The organism is Streptomyces sp. GQ60, assembly GCF_059758875.1.
On record NZ_JCAXEG010000023.1, the window covers coordinates 38,887 to 55,818 of the forward strand.

A 16,932-nucleotide genomic window follows, 5' to 3' on the forward strand; every position below is an offset into this window, starting at 1 on the left:
GGCATCTCCTCGTGCAACGGGAACGTACGAAGGCCCTCACACTCAGGTCGCGAGGGCCGGGGCGTAGTTGTCCTCGTGTACCCGCGCTACCGCAGCTCAGACGTTGAGCCGTGCCAGTTCGCGATCCGTCACCTCGTTGGCGCGGGAAGTACGCCATTCCTCTCCGCGCGCGCCGACTCCCTGCTGGGTTGCCGCCCGGCGGTGTTACCTGCCGGACGTTTCCTCGGCCGAGAAGGCTGGCGAGGCAAGGGCCTGCGCTCCCAGGGTCCGGATCTCGTCCAGCAGCCGGGCGTTGGCGATGCCCTTGACGAGATATCCGGCGACGCCGGCGGCAGCCATCTCATTGCGCGGCCCCTGGTCGCCGTAGGCGGAGAACACCACGATGCGTACGCCGGGGACGCTGCGGACGATCTCCCGAGCGGTGTACGGGCCCCCACCGGGGAAACGCACGTCGAGTACCACGACGTGCGGGCGGTGGGTGCGAGCAAGAGCGATTGCCTCATCGGCATCGGCCGCACTGCCGACCAGGGCGAGGTCGGGCTGGGCGCGGACGACGTCGGCCAGGGCCGCGCGAAGCGTGTCGTTGTCGTCGCAGATCAGTACCCGCAGGGGGCGCGGGGGCGTGGCGGGCTGAGTCATGACGGCCTCGGGGAGGCGGTGTGAGAGTCGAAGCTCTTGGCGGAGGCTCCGGGCAGTGGTTCGTCGAGCGCGGCGGTGGGCAGGTCGGGCACCCAGAACTCCACGGTGGTGCCGGTGCCCGGCTCGCTGCGCAAGGTCCACCAGCCGCCCGCGGTCTCGGCCCGCTCGCGCATCTCGATCAGCCCGAAATGTTCGTTCAGGCCGCGGGTGATCGCGGCCCGCCCGGTGCCGTCGTCCACGACCCGCACGAGCAGGCCCTGATTCTCGGTGGTGACACTGACGTGCACCGTGCGCGCTCCGGCGTGCTTGCGTACGTTGAGCAGCGCCTCCTGCACGATGCGGAAGATGGTGATCGCGGTTTCGGGAGCCGGCTCGTTCGCCAGGGTGTGCTCGATGGACGTCTCGAGGCCCCAGCTGCCGAGCACGACGTCGTTGAGGTGCTGAGACAAGGCTTCGATCAGCCCGTGCCGGTCGATGCCCGGCGGCTGGAGCCGGAAGGTGAGATTGCGCAGGCGGCCCACCGCCTCACGTACCGACGCGTCGAGTTCGGAGAGCTCGCGGGCGTGCGGCTCCCCGGCACGCTCGGCCAGGAGCTGCAGCCGCATGCCGACCGCGACCATGGCCTGGATGGAGTCGTCGTGCACGTCCCAGGCGATACGGCGGCGCTCCACCTCCTGTGCTTGTACCAGGTGGGCGAAGAGGCGGCGGCGTTCGGTGAGCGCCTGCTCCGCGGCACGACGCTCGGTCATGTCGCGGGTTACCTTGCCGAAGCCGCGCAGTTCGCCGGTGGCGCCGAACAGCGGGGTGATCACCACGTTGGCCCAGAAACGGGACCCGTCCTTGCGGATACGCCAGCCTTCGTCCTCCAGGCGGCCTTCCTGGATGGCTGCTTCCAGCTCCCAGTGGGGTTTGCGGGCGGCGATGTCCTCGGGCGGGTAGAAGACGGAGAAGTGCTGGCCGATGATGTCCGTGGCGCTGTAACCCTTGATGCGTTCGGCACCCGCGTTCCAGGTGGACACGTGTCCCTGGGGGTCGAGCATGAAGATGCCGTAGTCCACGACGCTGGTGACCAGCAGCGTGAACGCGGTCTCCGTCGGGGCCAGGGGGCCGCCGCCTTCGGCGGTGCTCGTTCCACTCATGGCAGCAGGCCCTCGCGACGGGCCACGGCGACCGCTTCCAATTGGGAGCGGGCACCGAGCTTCTCCAGGACGCGCTGTACGTGGTTCCTGGCGGTGTTGACAGCCACGCCGAGCCGCCGGCTGATCTCGGCGGCGCCCAGACCGTCGCCCAACAGGCTGAGGGTCTCCCGCTCGCGCGGGGTGAGCCTGGCGCCCAGATCGGCGGTCCTACCGGTCAGCCGATCCAGTGCCCCGCCGAGCAGACCCTCGCTGAAGGCCACGTCACCTGCGGCCACCCGGCGCACACCGTCCTGCAGTTCACGCAGGTTACCGATCTTGAGGATGAGTCCCGACCCGCCGGCCTCAGCCACGCGGGCGGCCACGGCCGGGCTCGCCTCCCCCGTCAGCACCAGGACCCGGGCGCCGGGGGCCGCGGCCTTGAGCGGGCTGATGGCGTCGATCCCGTCACCGTCGGGCAGACGCCGGTCCAGCACCACCACGGCAGGACGCAGCCGCGCGGCATCGGTCAGAGCGTCCTGGACCGACAGGCTCCGGCCGACCACCACCAGATCGTCGGTGTGGTCCATCGCGAGCCGGATTGCCTCGGCCACCATGTCGTGGTCCTCGACCAGCAGGATGCTGATACGACCGCTGTCGGTGCGTGGCACGGTGCCCAGGGCGCTGTGGGGACTCGACGACATCACACGGTCCTCGGGGGTAGACGCGGCACGGTGTCGGCGAGCCACTTGTCGACGCCCGCCACGGAGAACAGTCGAGCCACCTGCGTGCGGGTGCCCACCACGCACAGCTCGCTGCCCACCCTACCGGCCGTCACCCGGGCCTCCAGCAGCACGTTCAATCCCGCGCAGTCGCAAAAGCGCAGGCTCTTCAGGTCGAGCACGACACGGCCCGGCCGCCGCGCGAAGCAGACGGCGAGAGCGGTACGCAACTGTGCGGTCCCATCCAGATCCAACGCACCGATCAACCGCAGGGCACATCCATCGGCATCAAGCACAGTCGTGATCGCGAACACCGGACCCGTCACGGTCGACCCCCTCGTACGACAATCCCTGTCTGGGCAACAGACACCACTAGAGAGTAGTGAATTTGCACTAGAAGGAATACCCGATCAGGCCGACGGGCGCCATTTGGACCGAGCAATGGCCGCACATGCTCGAAGGAACCAGTCAGCCACACCGACGGATCAGCGCAACCGTGCACGGGGAAACGCCACTTGGGCGGAGGAGGAACGGGGCGCCGGCCCTGTGACGGCAGGACGATGCGAATGCCTGAACGGTACGAAGGGGATAGGTATTCTGTCTCAGAGAACTCACGCGACCAGGGTCCGGCAGCGCGACGGGCCGCGGGGTCATCGTGGTTGGCGCAGTGGGTCAGCGGCAGCGGGCCTCACCTGATCGGTGAGGGACCGCGCAGGGGGAAGGGGGAGTCGCGATGGAACTCCCGAGGGTCACGGATCACGATGCCCGCCCGAAGCAGGTGTGCATGAACTTCGACGGTGCTTCGGGCAGCATCGCCGCGGCGCGAGATGCCGCCTCCGCGTTTCTGGACGATCAGGCCCCGCCCGCTGGTCCCACCTTTCACGACGACGTCCTGCTGGTCGTCTCCGAACTGGTGACGAACGCGGTCCGCCATGCCCCCGGCCCCCTGGTCCTTGGCCTGGCCCTGCTGGGGGACCGGATCGAGATCGCCGTGCGGGACACGGGCCACGGAACTCCTGCCCCCCGCACCCCCGACCTCCACGGCGGTCGCGGATGGTCCATCGTCCAGCGACTCGCCTGCGATGTGCAGGTCTTCCTCCACCACGACGGCAAAACCGTCCGCGCGGAACTGGCCTGGTAAGCGTGCGCGCTCCGTCTGCGTGAGGAGCATCGTCATGGCCTACGCCGGCGGCGCCGGACAGTCCGAAGACGGCCCCGGCGTGCGTATTCGCTCGGAACCGGCGTGGTGCGATCGGTCGGCTGGGCTCCAAGTCGGCCTCGCCTCGCCTAGCTGTCTCACCGCGCCCGGGCCTTCGAAGCCGTCGCGGGCAGTGAGGCTCGGCCAATCGTTACGTCATCACGTGCGACGCCGCGCGTGCCTGTGGCGGGAAGGGCTTCGCCAGCCCCCGGCCGGGCCAGGTGCCCGGTATCACGCTGCCGTGGCGACCGCGGCCGAGGCAGCCGAGAGCGCGGCGGCGGCCAGGGGGCGGGTGGATCGGATGGCCAGTCCCTCGGCCCCCGTCTGCGCCTCCAGCGCCCGGCGAGTTTCGGTGGTCGCCACGACGACGGCCAGCGGGGCGCCTGTGGAGCGGCACATGCGCTCGGTCCGTACGACCGTGCTCACCGCGGCGGTACTCAGCGGCGCGTCGGAGAGCTCCAGCATGACGGGTGCGGACCGATGGGCAGCGAGGTATGCGTCGATCGCCCAAGCGGCCGCGGCCCGGCCGGCGATATCCAGGTCGGCCCGCAGTCGGATGATCAGCACACCGCTCTCGGTCACGTCAAAGGGCAGCACGGACACTCCTTGTCTTCACGATCACATCGGCTCGGTATCGTGCGGATGCCCGCGTCTCGGACCGGTATGCGCGTTCCTTCACGGTCGGGGCAACCAGCGAGGGCGGAGAAGGAGCCGGTGATCAACCCCTTCTGTGGCGCCGCTCTGATGCGACCACGCTCGGAGCCGACGAAGAGGGCCGTCACCCGTTTCCCGTTCCGTCCCGTGCGCACCTGCCGTTCGCTGTCGACGACGGTCGTGCCGAGCGGGCGGGGGTGCGAGGCGGATGTCTAGGTGGGTTTAGTGGGCGAGAAGGGGAAGAAGCGAGTTCGTGGAGGGAGAGGCGATGCCGGATACGTCACGTCGCAGGGCCGGTCTGAGGTGCGAGGACGCCCGGTCGATCGCCCGCGATGTCCTGGCGGCGAGCGACGTGGGGGAGCACCTGGCGAACGACGTGCTCCTGGTCGTTTCCGAGCTGGTCTCCAACGCGGACCGCCACGCTGGTGGCGTCAGCGACTTCCGCGTCCGGTCTCTCGCGGGCTGTGTGGCGGTCGAAGTGTCGGACAGATCCTCGATGTTCCCTCGCACGCCGGAAACACCGGTCGATGTGCCGGGAGGGTTCGGCTGGCAGCTGGTCAACCGGATTGCCGTCCATACGGAGATCCGACCCTATGGGGACGGCAAGACGATCACAGCGTTCATTCCGCTCCCGGCCATCCCCTGAACCACGGCCAGCCGTCCTGCCCGACACCCTCTCGGTTACAGGGTGCGCCACTTTGACATGGTCGGCGCGTTCTCGCTGACATGAGTGAGGCGGCGCTGGAAAGGCGCAGGGTATGACACGTACATCGAAGCCAGGCCCAGGTGAGGACGACAAGCGCGGGGAAGCCGGCCCCGAGAGCACGCCGGGACCGGACCGGCAGGTCGAGGAACGGGCGCCCGACGGGCCAACCGAGCTGCCGGAGCGGTCATGGAAGGCGGTGCTGCGCGGCACTGTGCAGGAGTTCAAGGACGACGAACTCGCCGACCGCGCCGCAGCGCTCACCTACTACGGGGTCCTGGCGCTCTTCCCTGCCCTGCTGGTGCTGGTGTCACTGCTGGGCATCGCCGGGGAGTCGGCGACGAAGCAGGTCCTGGACAATCTGCAGGAACTCGCTCCCAGCTCGGCCAGGGACGTGGTCAGCGACGCCGTGCAGCAGCTCCAGGGCCACTCCGGGGTCGGCTCGCTCCTGGCGGTCGTCGGCCTGATCGTCGCGGTCTGGTCGGCGTCCGGCTACATCGCCGCGTTCATCCGTACGTCGAACGCCGTCTACGACATGCCCGAAGGCCGCCCCGTGTGGAAGGTCCTCCCGCTGCGCGTGGTCCTCACCGTCGCGCTGATGGTTCTGGCCTGCGCCAGTGCGCTCATCGTCGTCTTCTCCGGCTCCCTGGCCCGGCAGGCGGGCACCGCGCTGGGGGTTGGGGACACCACTCTGACCGTGTGGTCGATCGCGAAGTGGCCGGTGCTGGTCCTCCTCGTCACGATCATGATCGCGATTCTCTACTGGGCCGCCCCGAACGCGAAGGGCCGCGGATTCAAGTGGGTGACGCCGGGCAGCTTCCTGGCGCTGGTCATCTGGATGGCAGCCTCGGCCGGATTCGCGTTCTACGTCGCGAACTTCGCCTCCTACAACAAGACCTACGGCACTCTCGCCGGCGTGATCGTGTTCCTGGTCTGGCTGTGGATCACCAACCTCGCGATCCTCCTCGGCCTGGAGTTCGATGCCGAGATGGTCCGCCAGCGCGCGATCGCAGGCGGGATGCCCGAGGACGAGGAACCTTACGTCGAACCCCGCGACACCCGTGCTTGGACCGACGGCGACCACCGCCGGATGAAGCACTGACCTGCCAGCACTCGTCGCAAGACCGGCCCGGCCCGCAAGGCCGGTTCCTCTGCCCCCTCGACCACCGGTCGAAGGCGGTGCAGCCAGAAGCGGGTACCCATCACGCGGGGTGGTCCGTCCGGGGCGGAGCGGTCGAGCCGAGTGGTCACGGGTGTGGCCGAGGCTCACGCGCAGCGCCCTCAACCGAGGCGACCGCCTGAGCGATGGCCTCGATACCGACTGATGCCAGGCACCGGCAACTGCCGTGCGGAGTCTTCTGTAGTGACGCAGGCATGGTGTGCCGGGACAGGGGCAGGCGGGAAACCAACGGAAGGCGACGCCGTCCGCTGCGAGGCATCGGAAATGGAGGGGCGGCAGGGGCGATGCCCCTTGCCGTCCTCCGCCTATCGGAGGAGTTGCTTTCGCGCGAGGAGCTGGGCACGTACTACGCCACCGGTCATCCGGATTTCACCGGCAAGGGCCGATGGCTTCCTCCCCGGCGCCATCAAGCCTGAGCGGTAGGCCATGAGGAAGGGAATGGATCGTGAGCCGTACAACTGAACGGCGGCCGCCCACCGCGGACGAATCGGTGGGCGTGCTGGTCTCACGCGCATCGGAACAGATCTCCGAGCTGGTCCGCGAGGAGATGCAGCTCGCCCGGGCGGAGTTGGGCGAGAAGGGCAAACGGTTCGGGACGGGCGGAGGTCTGGTCGGCGCCGGAGCATTGCTCGGCGTCCTGGTGGCGCAGGCAGTGGTGGTGTCGGCCATAGCAGCTATGGCTCTGGTACTCCCCGTATGGGCGTCGGCCCTGATCACCGCCGCCGTACTGGCCGCGATCGCCGCGGTGCTGGCGATGGCCGGCAAGAAGCAGCTCGCACGAGCCGCCCCACCCGTGCCCGAGCAGACCGTGAACAGCGTCAAGGCCGATGTGGCCGAGATCAAGGAGAGGGCCCACCGATGACGAACCAGCCGAACCAGCCCCACAAGAACGGCTCGACCCCCTCGTCCGAGGAACTGCGCGACCGGATCGAGCACACGCGCGATGAGCTCGGCCAGACCGTCGAAGCACTTGCGGCCAAGGCCGACGTCAAGGCCCAGGCCAAGGAGAAGGCCGCCGACGTAAAGGCTCAAGCCAGGGACGTTGTGGCGGACGTCAGGGCTCAAGCCCATGACCTCACGGCACAAGCCATGGAGAAGACGTCCGCGATGACGGAGCAGGCCGCGAATTTCGTGAAGGACAAGACACCGGATCCCGTACTCGACGAAGCAGGCCGGGTTGCCACCAGGGCACGGGCCAACCGCACTCCGCTGATCGCCATCGCAACGGCCTTGATCGTCATCCTCCTGGTGCGTCGCGGCCGGGGGCGCAAGTGAAGGCGTCCACGGTCGCGTACAAGCCGGTCGGGCTGGCACTGGGGGCGGCAAGCGGCATGCTCGCCGGGATGGCGTTCAAGCAGGCCTGGAAGGTGATCGAAGGGGAAGGCGACGCCCCGGATGCCACCGATGAGGACCGCTCGTGGAAGGAGATCCTCATAGCCGCCGCCCTCCAGGGGGCGATCTTCGCCGTCGTCAAGGCGGCCGTGGACCGGTCCGGGGCCGTCGCGACCCGGCGGATCACGGGTACCTGGCCGGGGTAGATCAACCGCTGTCCGGTAATGAGATCGCCGGCCATCAGGCTCACCAGCAGGAGCGGCGAGGGCCTCATGGCAGGACGTGCATCGGGAACCTTCCACCGCAGGCGCACCATCAGGCTGGAAACTCGGACCAGCCGGCTGCTGCCGGGGTGTGATCGGCTGATATTCCTCCAGAGCTTCAGGAACCTGCCGGATGTCCGGCTCGACATCAACCGTGAGTCGGGGTCGATCGCGACTCGGGTCGAGCGCGGCCCCCGCCGTACGCGCCGCAGCACCGGACGCCGGACCACGTCTGGGGAGCGGGAAATGATCAATGGCCAGGGACGTTTGGAAATCTCCGCACGGCGCAGACGCTCGCTGACACCAGCTTTATACACCGAGGCAGGAGACGCATCATGGGCATTCTGGCCTGGATTCTCATAGGGTTGCTCGCGGGCATCATCGCCAAGGCGCTCATGCCGGGCAGGGACCCGGGCGGCATCATCATCACCATGCTCATCGGCATCGCGGGCGGTCTGCTCGGCGGCTGGCTCGGCAAGGTCATATTCGGCGTGGACTCCATCGACGGCTTCTTCGAGCTCTCCACCTGGATCGCCGCCATCGTCGGCTCCCTCATCCTCCTCGTGGTCTACCGGCTGGTCACCGGCAACAGGCGCCACGCCTGACTGGCGCGGCCCCTTCGTACGGAACGGCTCCGCCCTCGGGAGAGGCGGAGCCGTTCCGCATATCCCCGAACGCGCCGTCCCCCGCTGGGTGCCGGTGAGCGGGCGGCGCGCTGTACTGGCCCTACGGGGCGCCGGCTCGAACGGGGGCCGCGGTGGCACCAGAGGCACGGGCGCCCTGTCCAGTGCTGCTCTGTCCTTGTCCGGATTGCCCGCGGGCCTCATGATTTTGCCGGGCGTCGACCCGCCGCGGGCGGACACCCGTCTGACCCGCCGTACTGGGTGGGACCCGGGCCTGCTGCTCCTGCGTCAAGCCCTCGAAGCCCGCTTCCCGCACGCTCTGCGTACGCCGGGCGTTTTTTTGATGAGGTGCGGGGCGGAGCCCTATCTGAGGGAGGCGCATCACCATGCCGACGCCTACCGGGGCGGTCCGCCTGTGTGTTTGCGGGCCGCGATCCGGGTCAGATGAGGAGGGGAAAAGAGTTCCCCGTCCCTCAGGGAGTGATCAGCTGTGTCGAACGACGAGAAGAGCCGGGCCAAGACCGAGCAGGCCAAGGGCAAGCTCAAGGAGACGGCCGGCCGCCTGGTGGGCAACAAGCGACTGACGGCCGAGGGCCGCGCCGAGCAGGCGAAGGGCGACGCCCGCCAGGCCAAGGAAAGGATCAAGGACGTCTTCAAGCACTGATCGCACGCCCGGCGTCCACCGCCGCGGTCCCGGAGCCCGACGGGTCCGGGACCGCGGTGCGTCCGAACCGATCGAGGGAGGGCTCCCGCATGACGTTGCCGGGGGAAGGCAGAAGGAAGGCCGGGGGCGGTTCCGCGCCGTTCGGGCGTGATGTGGTGCTGGCCGTGGGGCTCGCGGGGATCTGTGTCGGCGGCCTGGCCGTCTTCCTCAAGACCGCCGCGGCCGCTTGGGCCGTACCCGTCGCCTGCGCGGTGGTCCTCGTGGTCGGGTTGGCGCTGGCCAAGTGGAGCGTGTCGCCCGTCCGGCGGCCTTTCACCGCCCCTCCGGTGCCCATACCGGCCCCGCACAGGGATCCGCACTCGATCGAGGTGGCGCCGGTACCGGACGTGTCCACCGTCGGAGAGGTGCCGGACGTCGGTGCCGGTGCGCTGGACCATGCCGCGGCCGACGCCGACGGCTTCGAGCACGCGATAGCCGCGCTGTGTGCGCGTGACGGCTGCACGCCTGTGGAAGTGGTGGGCGGTGCGGGCGACTTGGGAGCCGACGTCATCGCCACGACCCCGGACGGACGGCGCGTCGTCGTTCAGTGCAAGCACTACGCCGACACCCATCGCGTCGGCTCGCAGGACCTGCAGCGTTTCGGCGGTACCTGCTTCGCCGTGCACGGCGCCGACGTGGCGATCGTCGTCACCACGAGCTCCTACACCACGCCCGCACTCGAGTACGCCGCCGCGTGCGGCATTGTCTGTGTCGACGGCGAAGCCCTGGCCGCCTGGACCGAGTCGGCCGTGGCGCCGCCCTGGGAATCGGACAGCCGCGACGCATCCGCCCGTGTGTCCACCGCCTGACGAGCTGGACCGTCTCGTCTTGCGTCCTCGAGGATCGGCATTCTGCTGGCCCTGGCCGTGACCAGCTCATCCGTGGGCAGCCGGCCGGCCGGGCGGGGTGTCGGGCGTGTGAGATGGCCTGATCATGCTTTCCGGGGCTGTGCAGGCCGCAGTCGCCCCGGCCGGTTCGTATACGGCGGTTCGTGTCACGTACGTGTCGCGTACGCCTCCCCGCCCCAATGCCCTGTACGGCAGATGGCGGACGGAACTTGTGGAGCGGCCACGTGCTCAGCAGGCTTGCCTTCATGCTCTCACCCGCTCCCGGACCGGTCCTCTCATCTGCGGCCGCAGCCGAGGCCCGGCGGTCTGGCTCCCGCCGGGCGCTGCTCGCCGGCTGCGTAGGCAACTTCATCGAGTGGTACGAGTTCGGTGTCTACGGCTACCTCGCCACCGTCATCGCGGCGCACTTCTTCACTCCCGAGGGCGGCAGCGCGGTGGAGGGGCTCGTCAAGACGTACGCCTCCTTCGCCCTGGCGTTCTTCTTCCGGCCCGTCGGGGCGGCGGTGTTCGGGCGGCTCGGTGACCGGATCGGCCGGCGGTCGACGCTCGTCCTGGTCATCTGCCTGATGACCGGCGCCACCACGCTCATCGGCGCGCTCCCGACGTACGCGACCATCGGCGCGGCCGCGCCGTGGCTGCTGACGCTGCTGCGGATCGTGCAAGGGCTGTCGGCGGGCGGGGAGTTCGGCGGAGCGGTCTCGGTCATGACGGAGAGCGCGCCGCCGGGCCGCCGGGGGCGGTACGGGGCGTGGCAGTCGTTCACGGTCTCGCTCGGTCTGCTCGCGGGCGCCGGTACGACGGCGCTCCTGGCGACCGTACTGACCCCCTCGGAGCTGAACGCCTGGGGCTGGCGGGTGCCCTTTCTGCTGGCGCTGCCGCTCGGGCTCGCCGCACTGTGGCTGCGCGTGCGTCTGGACGAGACGCCCGCCTTCGTCTCGGCCGTCTCTGCGGCGGGCGGACCCCCGCGGCGACCGCCCGCCGGGGAGACGGTCAGGGCCGTCGCGCTGGGCGCCGGGCGGGTCATGGGCTGGTCAGCGGCCGGGTACACCTTCCTGGTGGTCCTGCCCTCCTACCTCCAGAACACGCTGAACGCCACGTTCCAGCAGGCCCTCGTGGCGACCGTGCTGGCGAACCTGGGATTCGCGGCGACCATCCTGCCCGCCGGCGCGATGAGCGACCGGCTCGGGCGGCGGACGGTGATGCTGACGGGAGCGCTGCTGGTGGCCGTGCTCGCAATGCCGCTGCTGAACCTCGTCCAGGACGCGGGTGCGCCGGTGCACGCGAAGGGGGCCGCGCTCTTCGCCGCGGGGGCCGCCGTCGGGCTGATGGCCGGACCAGGTCCTGCGATGCTGTCCGAGATGTTCCCGACCGCGGTGCGCTACACGGGGCTGGGGCTGGCGTACGCGCTGTCCAACGCCGTGTTCGCGGGATGCGCGGGGCTGATCATCACCAGAGCCGTCGCGTGGACCGGGGACGCCGACATTCCCGCGTACTACGCCGCGGCCGCCTGCGCGGTCAGCGTGGCCGCGCTGCTGACCCTGCGGGGCGACGACCACGAGCGGACGCTGCGGTGAGCGGGGCGCCGGTGGGCGTCCGCGGGGCGGGGGCCCTGCGCGTGGTGGGGCTGATGTCGGGTACCTCGTACGACGCCGTCGACGCGGCCGCCGCAGACCTCGCCCTGGACGGGGACACGCTGGTGCTCACGCCGCTCGGCATGATCAGTACCGCGTACGAGAACGGTCTGCGGGCGGCACTGGCCGGGGCGCTGCCACCCGCCGCGACGGATCTGGCCACGGTGTGCAGACTCGACACGCGCATCGGACAGGCCTTCGCCGCGGCAGCCGTACGGGCCGACCTCGAACTGTGCGACGGGCGCGCTGACTTGATCGCCTCGCACGGGCAGACCGTCTACCACTGGGCCGAAGGCGGCCGGGTGCACGGCACGCTCCAGATCGGCGAGCCGGCCTGGATCGCCGAAGCCACGGGCCGGCCCGTCGTCTCCGGCTTCCGCACGCGGGACGTGGCGGCCGGGGGGCAGGGCGCGCCCCTGGTGAGCGTCTTCGACGTCATGTGGCTCCGCGGGCGGCCGGGCGTCCCCGTGGCGCTCAACCTGGGCGGCATCGCAAACGTGACGGTGGTCGCGGACGGGGCGGGCGGCGCACCGCTCGCCTTCGACACCGGTCCCGCCAACGCGCTGATCGACGTCGCGGTGCGGGAGCTTTCGGAGGGGGGCGCCCCGGGCCAGGAACGGTCCATGGACGTGGACGGAGTGCTCGCCGCACGCGGGACCGTGCACCCGGGGCTGCTGCGGAAACTGCTGGACGAGCCGTACTACGCCCTGCCCGCACCGAAGACGACGGGCAAGGAACTCTTCCACCTGCCCTATCTGCGTTCGGCGCTGCACACCTGCGGACCGCTGCCTGCCGAGGACGTCGTCGCCACCCTGACCCGGCTCACGGCACGGACCGTCGCCGACGCCGTCCGGCCCTTCGGGGCGACCGAGGTGATCGCGTCGGGCGGCGGCACCCGCAACCCGGTGCTGATGCGGTGGCTACGGGAGGAACTGGGCGGGGGCGCCGCGGGCGTACCGCTGCGGACGTCGGACGAGCTCGGACTGCCGTCCGGGACGAAGGAGGCATACGCCTTCGCCGTCCTGGGCTGGCTCGGCGCGCACGGTCTGCCCGCGGCCCTCCCCTCCTGCACCGGCGCCCGGCACCCGAGTGTCCTCGGCTCGCTCACACCCGGCGCGGCGGGCTGGAGCCTGCCCGCACCGCTGGCGACGGCGCCAGACCGCCTGGTCGTCCGCGCCCCGGGCACGGCCCGGTGAGCAGGACACGCCCATCGTGCGAGGGACACACGCCTGCGGCATTCGCACCTCCGGCTCGCTGCTTGAGCTCCGTCGGACGAGCCAGACGGGAAGGGGTCGCGCCGCGCTCAAGGTCGCCGAGCCGTTCGGGATCCGGGGCGGTCTCACCGAGCGGCGAGAGGCGCCCGGCTCCGTGCGGAGGAAGCGGAGCGGTCGACTCCACCTTCCACGGCTTGACCTTGGCCGACCGCTCAGGCAACCAGGCAATCTGAACCGGAGCAGGGGCGGCACGTCGCGCTGCCCGGGCAGGCTCTGATCCGCGGGCTCGAGCAGGAAGCCGAGGTGGTCCGAGGCAGTCCGCGAGGATCGGCGCGGCCCCTCCTCCGGGCCGCCAGGCCACACGCTCGAACGTGTCGACGTCGTCGCCGGTCTACCCGCGATCCAGACACCGTGAAACAGGGCGGGTCGATCGAGCGCTGGGAGGCGAATACCACCATTCAGCCGGCGTAAGGGGGAAATTCGCGGGTACACGCGATCTGCGGATCAAATCGTTTCGTCGAATTCCCGACACGAGAACGAGGCCACCATGATTTTCGCCGGACTCATCCTCCTGCTCATCGGATTCCTGACTGGTATCTCCATTCTGTGGACCCTCGGGATCATTCTGCTCGTGGTGGGCGCGGTACTTTGGATTCTGGGCTCGGTCGGGCATGCGGTCGGCGGACGACGCCACTACTGGTAACCCTTTGCGCCACGGCAGTGCCGAAGGGGTCGGATGGCCGCCGACAGGCCCGGCAGCACAGGACCGGCAGCCGCGCCCCGGGCCCTGCGTACGGACGGTCGCATACCCGCACCCGCTGCTCACGCTGGAAGGCTTCCACCTACACGTGTCCGGGATCCGGTCCTGGACGACGGCGGCCTGAAGACCGGGTGGGGAGTGCATCGTGCGGGGCGGCCGGTTCACCGACATCGTGCTCAGCGGCCCGGGCCGCGTGCCCCACAGCGACCGGCTGAACCTCACGCCGCGGGCGTCGCCACCCACGACGACGGCCGCATCGCCGTCGTGTTGTACCAACGCACCACCGCGGAAAGGTGACGTCCGCGAGGTCACCGCTCTCCTCCACTGGCTCCTGGGGGAGGCACGACTGCCGGCGCCGGGCCATGGCCGAGGGCTCGGTGGTCGGCGCGGCATCGCAGGGGGAGGATGAAATGGAAGGACTCATTGCGACTGTCCCACGGCGGCACCGGCACAGAGGGGAGAGGGTGATGGGACAAACGGATCCGGTGGCGGACGAGCCGGGAGACGAGGTGCGGCGTGCGTACGAGCTGGTGTTCCCCAGCACGACCCAGGGCGGCCCGGATGTCGTACGGGTGACCGTCACCGACCGGACGGGGCCGGGAGGCCACCCGGTCTACGAGGACGCCACGGGCATCATCCAGGCGGAGATCAGCGAGCGGTCGGAAGTGCGCGTGCTGGCCACCGGGGCCGGCCAGGAACCGGCTCCCGGCGTCACGGCCCGGCCTTCGGCCCGGTGATCCGTCACCTGGCCGGCTTCCGTAGCCCGCTGGGTAAGGACCACGTTCGGTCGTTCGGCCTGGGGTTCAGGAGCAGGCTTCAGTGACCAGGGACCCGCACCGCGAACAGGACGGTGTCGTCCTGGGCCTCCTGAGCCCCGATGGTGTCCAGGAGCGCGGTCCGCTACGGGGCGCCGTGGGCGGGTTCTCTGTGCCGTCCTGGGCGCGGGCCGTGTGGGCCGGGGCGGGCCGGGTCTGTGGTCGGCTGGCGCTGTGGCGCGGGTGTGGGTGTGGGTGTGCGGGGTGACCCCTTGGCTGCGCACGATGACGGGAGACACTGCCAGCCCTTCCCGGGGCCGCGAATCGGCTGATCGTGGCGTACGCGACGTGAGGGCAGGCAGCGGCAGCGCTCCTGTACGAGTCACCGCCTCTACGCAGCCCCGTCGATGCCCAGCTCTGCCGAGGGCTGCGAGTTGTTCGGCATCTGTCGCTGGTCAGTGAATCTGCGGAGGCGGCACGCTCCTGACCTGAGGCTGTGCATCCGCCCTGAGCCCGATCCGCCGGTACGGCCGCGGAACTTTCGTCCAAGACAATGCCTGTCATTTCAGAGAGCCTGGAGGCATGCCCAGAGACGACGCGGGGGACGCGCCCCCGGACCGCACTGACCACGACCGCTGGGAGGTTGCCCGCCCCCTGCACGGCAACTCTCTCGCGGGTGTACGGATGGTCGGGTTCCGGGACCGTATGGCCGGCGGGCTGGACCTGCGGGTGCTGCCGCAGCCCGCCGTGATCGTCGTCATCGGGCTCGGAGCCAGCCCGCTCACGGTGGAGAGCGCCTCCGGGTACCGGCCGCTGAGGGGTCTCGTCGCCTCCCTGACGCCAGGTCCGACTCGTATCCGCGGTGAGGGCGTCGAATGCGTCGAGGTGGCATTGTCCCCTCGGGCCGCCTATGGCCTGCTGGGGGTTTCCCCGCTTGAGCTGGAAGGCTCCATCACCGGACTCGAGGACCTTTGGGGGCGGCACGCTCGGCTGCTGCGCGAGCAGTTGGCCGACACCGGATCCTGGCAGGAACGCCTCGCGCTCACGGACGGATTCCTCAGGCGCAGGGCCGCAGGCGCCCCGCCCATGGCGGCCGAGGTCGCCGCCGCCTGGGACGCCATCGTGGCGGGCCGGGGTCGAGTGCGGGTCGGCGAGCTCGCCGCGTCCTGCGGATGGAGCCGCAAGCGGCTCTGGGCCAGGTTCAGCTCCCAGGTCGGCCTGACTCCCAAGCGCGCCGCCATGCTGGTCCGCTTCGACCAGGCCGCCCGGGCGCTCCTTGCCGGCGAGCGCGCCGGCGACGTCGCCGTGGCCTGTGGATATGCCGACCAGCCCCATCTCCACCGCGATGTCCAGGCTCTCGCCGGGTGCACGCCCGGGGCACTGGCCGGCCTGACCGCGTCCACCGAGCTCTGACTGTCCGTATCCAGACCGATCGGTGATCGGTCGACTCGAAGGAAGGAAGCACGACCTGTGACGAACACCGAGGTACGAGCAGCACAGACGGCGGCAGGCCGGGAGCTCGTCGTCCGGCTCGCGTTCGGGAGCATGGCCGCGCACACCCTGCGCGCGGCGGTCCGCCTGGGGGTCGTGGAACTGATCGGCGACGAGCCGCGCACAGCTGCCGAGGTGGCCGTCGGAGCCGGGACCGCGCACCAACCCATGACACGCCTGTTGCGTGCCCTGACCGCACTCGGCCTGCTCACGGAAGACGCCCCCGACACGTTCTCGGTGACCCCGGCGGGCGCGCTTCTGAGCCCCGGCCACCCCGGCTCCCTCGCGTCGTTCGTCCGCATGTTCACCGATCCGGCGATCGTGCGTGCCTGGGAGCACCTGGACAGCAGTGTCCGTACGGGGGAGATCGCCTTTGATTCCGTCTTCGGTACGGACTTCTTCAGTCACCTGGCCCGGCACCCCGAGCTCTCCACGGACTTCAATGCGGCCATGAGTCAGGTCGTCTCCGAGACCGCCGCCGTGCTCCCGCGTGCCTTCGACTTCGGCCGGTTCGCCTCGGTCACGGACGTCGGTGGAGGCAGCGGCACCCTTCTGGCCGCTGTCCTCGAAGCGCACCCGGGTGTCGCCGGCGTGGTCTTCGACACTGCCGATGGCCTGGCAGAGGCGGCGAAGACATTGGCGCGGCACGGGCTGGAGGAGCGCTGTTCCCTCATTGCCGGGGACTTCTTCCAATCGGTCCCGCAGGGCTCGGACGTGTATCTCGTGAAGAGCATCCTGCACGACTGGACGGACGCCCAGGCGGTCACGATCCTGCGCCACTGCCGCGAGGTGCTGCCGCCCGGCGGCGTCGTTCTGATCGTGGAGCCCGTGCTTCCCGAGGTCGTCGGTGTGGAGGACGAGGGCACCTACTTGAGCGACCTCAACATGATGGTGAACGTCGGCGGCAGGGAACGTACCCGTGCGGACTTCGAGGAGGTGTGCGGCCGGGCTGCGCTGCGCGTCACGTCGGTCACCCCGCTCGCGGAGGCCGCCCCGTATTCCCTGATCGAGGCCGTGGCCGACTGATGATCTGCGTCGCGCGTCCGGTGAAAAACGCCTCCCGGGCGCGCGCAGGGGCCCGCCCGTGCCTCCGCGAGGGGG

At 70.2% G+C, this 16,932-nt stretch carries 20 protein-coding genes; 15 read left to right on the forward strand and 5 right to left on the reverse strand.

Going from position 1 to position 16,932, the window contains the following annotated elements:
• Positions 1-204: 204 nt before the first annotated feature.
• The 4 genes from AC6CKD_RS33940 to AC6CKD_RS33955 are packed head-to-tail and all read right to left on the reverse strand — an operon-like array spanning position 205 to position 2,802.
• A complete protein-coding gene (locus AC6CKD_RS33940; protein WP_498332658.1) occupies positions 205-639 on the reverse strand; it encodes a response regulator in 435 nt (144 codons plus the stop codon).
• Positions 636-1,778 carry a PAS domain-containing sensor histidine kinase gene (locus AC6CKD_RS33945; RefSeq protein WP_498332659.1) on the reverse strand — a complete coding sequence of 381 codons (1,143 nt, stop codon included), beginning with the start codon at positions 1,776-1,778 and terminating at the stop codon, positions 636-638. The genes AC6CKD_RS33940 and AC6CKD_RS33945 overlap by 4 nt, the downstream gene beginning before the upstream one ends.
• Positions 1,775-2,458 (reverse strand): response regulator, encoded by a 684-nt coding sequence (locus AC6CKD_RS33950; protein WP_498332660.1) that lies wholly within the window; start codon positions 2,456-2,458, stop codon positions 1,775-1,777. The genes AC6CKD_RS33945 and AC6CKD_RS33950 overlap by 4 nt, the downstream gene beginning before the upstream one ends.
• Positions 2,458-2,802 carry an STAS domain-containing protein gene (locus AC6CKD_RS33955; RefSeq protein WP_498332661.1) on the reverse strand — a complete coding sequence of 115 codons (345 nt, stop codon included), beginning with the start codon at positions 2,800-2,802 and terminating at the stop codon, positions 2,458-2,460. Before AC6CKD_RS33955 ends, AC6CKD_RS33950 begins: the two co-directional genes overlap by 1 nt.
• Positions 2,803-3,209: 407 nt before the next feature.
• Between AC6CKD_RS33955 and AC6CKD_RS33960 the strand changes: the two genes are divergently transcribed.
• A complete protein-coding gene (locus AC6CKD_RS33960; RefSeq protein WP_498332662.1) occupies positions 3,210-3,617 on the forward strand; it encodes an ATP-binding protein in 408 nt (135 codons plus the stop codon).
• A gap of 288 nt (positions 3,618-3,905) precedes the next feature.
• On the opposite strand, the gene AC6CKD_RS33965 is transcribed toward AC6CKD_RS33960, so the two are convergent.
• Positions 3,906-4,271 carry an STAS domain-containing protein gene (locus tag AC6CKD_RS33965; protein ID WP_498332663.1) on the reverse strand — a complete coding sequence of 122 codons (366 nt, stop codon included), beginning with the start codon at positions 4,269-4,271 and terminating at the stop codon, positions 3,906-3,908.
• 310 nt (positions 4,272-4,581) lie between these two features.
• Here AC6CKD_RS33965 and AC6CKD_RS33970 point away from each other — a divergent pair, with 310 nt between their 5' ends.
• The 14 genes from AC6CKD_RS33970 (at position 4,582) to AC6CKD_RS34035 (ending at position 16,857) form a co-directional block, all read left to right on the forward strand.
• On the forward strand, positions 4,582-4,974 hold the full coding sequence (locus tag AC6CKD_RS33970; RefSeq protein ID WP_498332664.1) for an ATP-binding protein: 393 nt from the start codon (positions 4,582-4,584) through the stop codon (positions 4,972-4,974).
• A 112-nt stretch (positions 4,975-5,086) separates the two neighbouring features.
• Positions 5,087-6,133, forward strand: coding sequence for a YihY/virulence factor BrkB family protein (locus AC6CKD_RS33975; RefSeq protein WP_498332665.1), 1,047 nt, complete (start codon positions 5,087-5,089; stop codon positions 6,131-6,133).
• A gap of 523 nt (positions 6,134-6,656) precedes the next feature.
• Positions 6,657-7,073 carry a phage holin family protein gene (locus AC6CKD_RS33980; RefSeq protein ID WP_498332666.1) on the forward strand — a complete coding sequence of 139 codons (417 nt, stop codon included), beginning with the start codon at positions 6,657-6,659 and terminating at the stop codon, positions 7,071-7,073.
• Positions 7,070-7,486 (forward strand): DUF3618 domain-containing protein, encoded by a 417-nt coding sequence (locus AC6CKD_RS33985; protein WP_498332667.1) that lies wholly within the window; start codon positions 7,070-7,072, stop codon positions 7,484-7,486. The genes AC6CKD_RS33980 and AC6CKD_RS33985 overlap by 4 nt, the downstream gene beginning before the upstream one ends.
• Positions 7,483-7,749 carry a DUF4235 domain-containing protein gene (locus AC6CKD_RS33990; RefSeq protein ID WP_498332668.1) on the forward strand — a complete coding sequence of 89 codons (267 nt, stop codon included), beginning with the start codon at positions 7,483-7,485 and terminating at the stop codon, positions 7,747-7,749. The genes AC6CKD_RS33985 and AC6CKD_RS33990 overlap by 4 nt, the downstream gene beginning before the upstream one ends.
• Positions 7,750-8,141: 392 nt before the next feature.
• Positions 8,142-8,411 carry a GlsB/YeaQ/YmgE family stress response membrane protein gene (locus AC6CKD_RS33995; RefSeq protein ID WP_498332669.1) on the forward strand — a complete coding sequence of 90 codons (270 nt, stop codon included), beginning with the start codon at positions 8,142-8,144 and terminating at the stop codon, positions 8,409-8,411.
• A 508-nt stretch (positions 8,412-8,919) separates the two neighbouring features.
• Entirely contained in the window at positions 8,920-9,093 is a 174-nt protein-coding gene (locus AC6CKD_RS34000) for a CsbD family protein (RefSeq protein ID WP_498332670.1), read from the forward strand.
• A gap of 89 nt (positions 9,094-9,182) precedes the next feature.
• Positions 9,183-9,941 carry a restriction endonuclease gene (locus tag AC6CKD_RS34005; RefSeq protein WP_498332671.1) on the forward strand — a complete coding sequence of 253 codons (759 nt, stop codon included), beginning with the start codon at positions 9,183-9,185 and terminating at the stop codon, positions 9,939-9,941.
• Positions 9,942-10,225: 284 nt separating this feature from the next.
• Complete coding sequence (locus tag AC6CKD_RS34010; RefSeq protein ID WP_498332698.1) at positions 10,226-11,554, forward strand: MFS transporter; 1,329 nt, start codon at positions 10,226-10,228, stop codon at positions 11,552-11,554.
• A gap of 35 nt (positions 11,555-11,589) precedes the next feature.
• A complete protein-coding gene (locus tag AC6CKD_RS34015) occupies positions 11,590-12,807 on the forward strand; it encodes an anhydro-N-acetylmuramic acid kinase (protein WP_498332700.1) in 1,218 nt (405 codons plus the stop codon).
• A gap of 565 nt (positions 12,808-13,372) precedes the next feature.
• Positions 13,373-13,528 carry a DUF6131 family protein gene (locus AC6CKD_RS34020; protein ID WP_389695098.1) on the forward strand — a complete coding sequence of 52 codons (156 nt, stop codon included), beginning with the start codon at positions 13,373-13,375 and terminating at the stop codon, positions 13,526-13,528.
• A 524-nt stretch (positions 13,529-14,052) separates the two neighbouring features.
• Positions 14,053-14,322, forward strand: coding sequence for a DUF6296 family protein (locus tag AC6CKD_RS34025; RefSeq protein WP_498332672.1), 270 nt, complete (start codon positions 14,053-14,055; stop codon positions 14,320-14,322).
• A 600-nt stretch (positions 14,323-14,922) separates the two neighbouring features.
• Complete coding sequence (locus tag AC6CKD_RS34030; protein ID WP_498332673.1) at positions 14,923-15,753, forward strand: helix-turn-helix domain-containing protein; 831 nt, start codon at positions 14,923-14,925, stop codon at positions 15,751-15,753.
• 57 nt (positions 15,754-15,810) lie between these two features.
• Positions 15,811-16,857, forward strand: coding sequence for a methyltransferase (locus tag AC6CKD_RS34035; protein WP_498332674.1), 1,047 nt, complete (start codon positions 15,811-15,813; stop codon positions 16,855-16,857).
• The last annotated feature ends 75 nt before the right edge of the window (positions 16,858-16,932 follow it).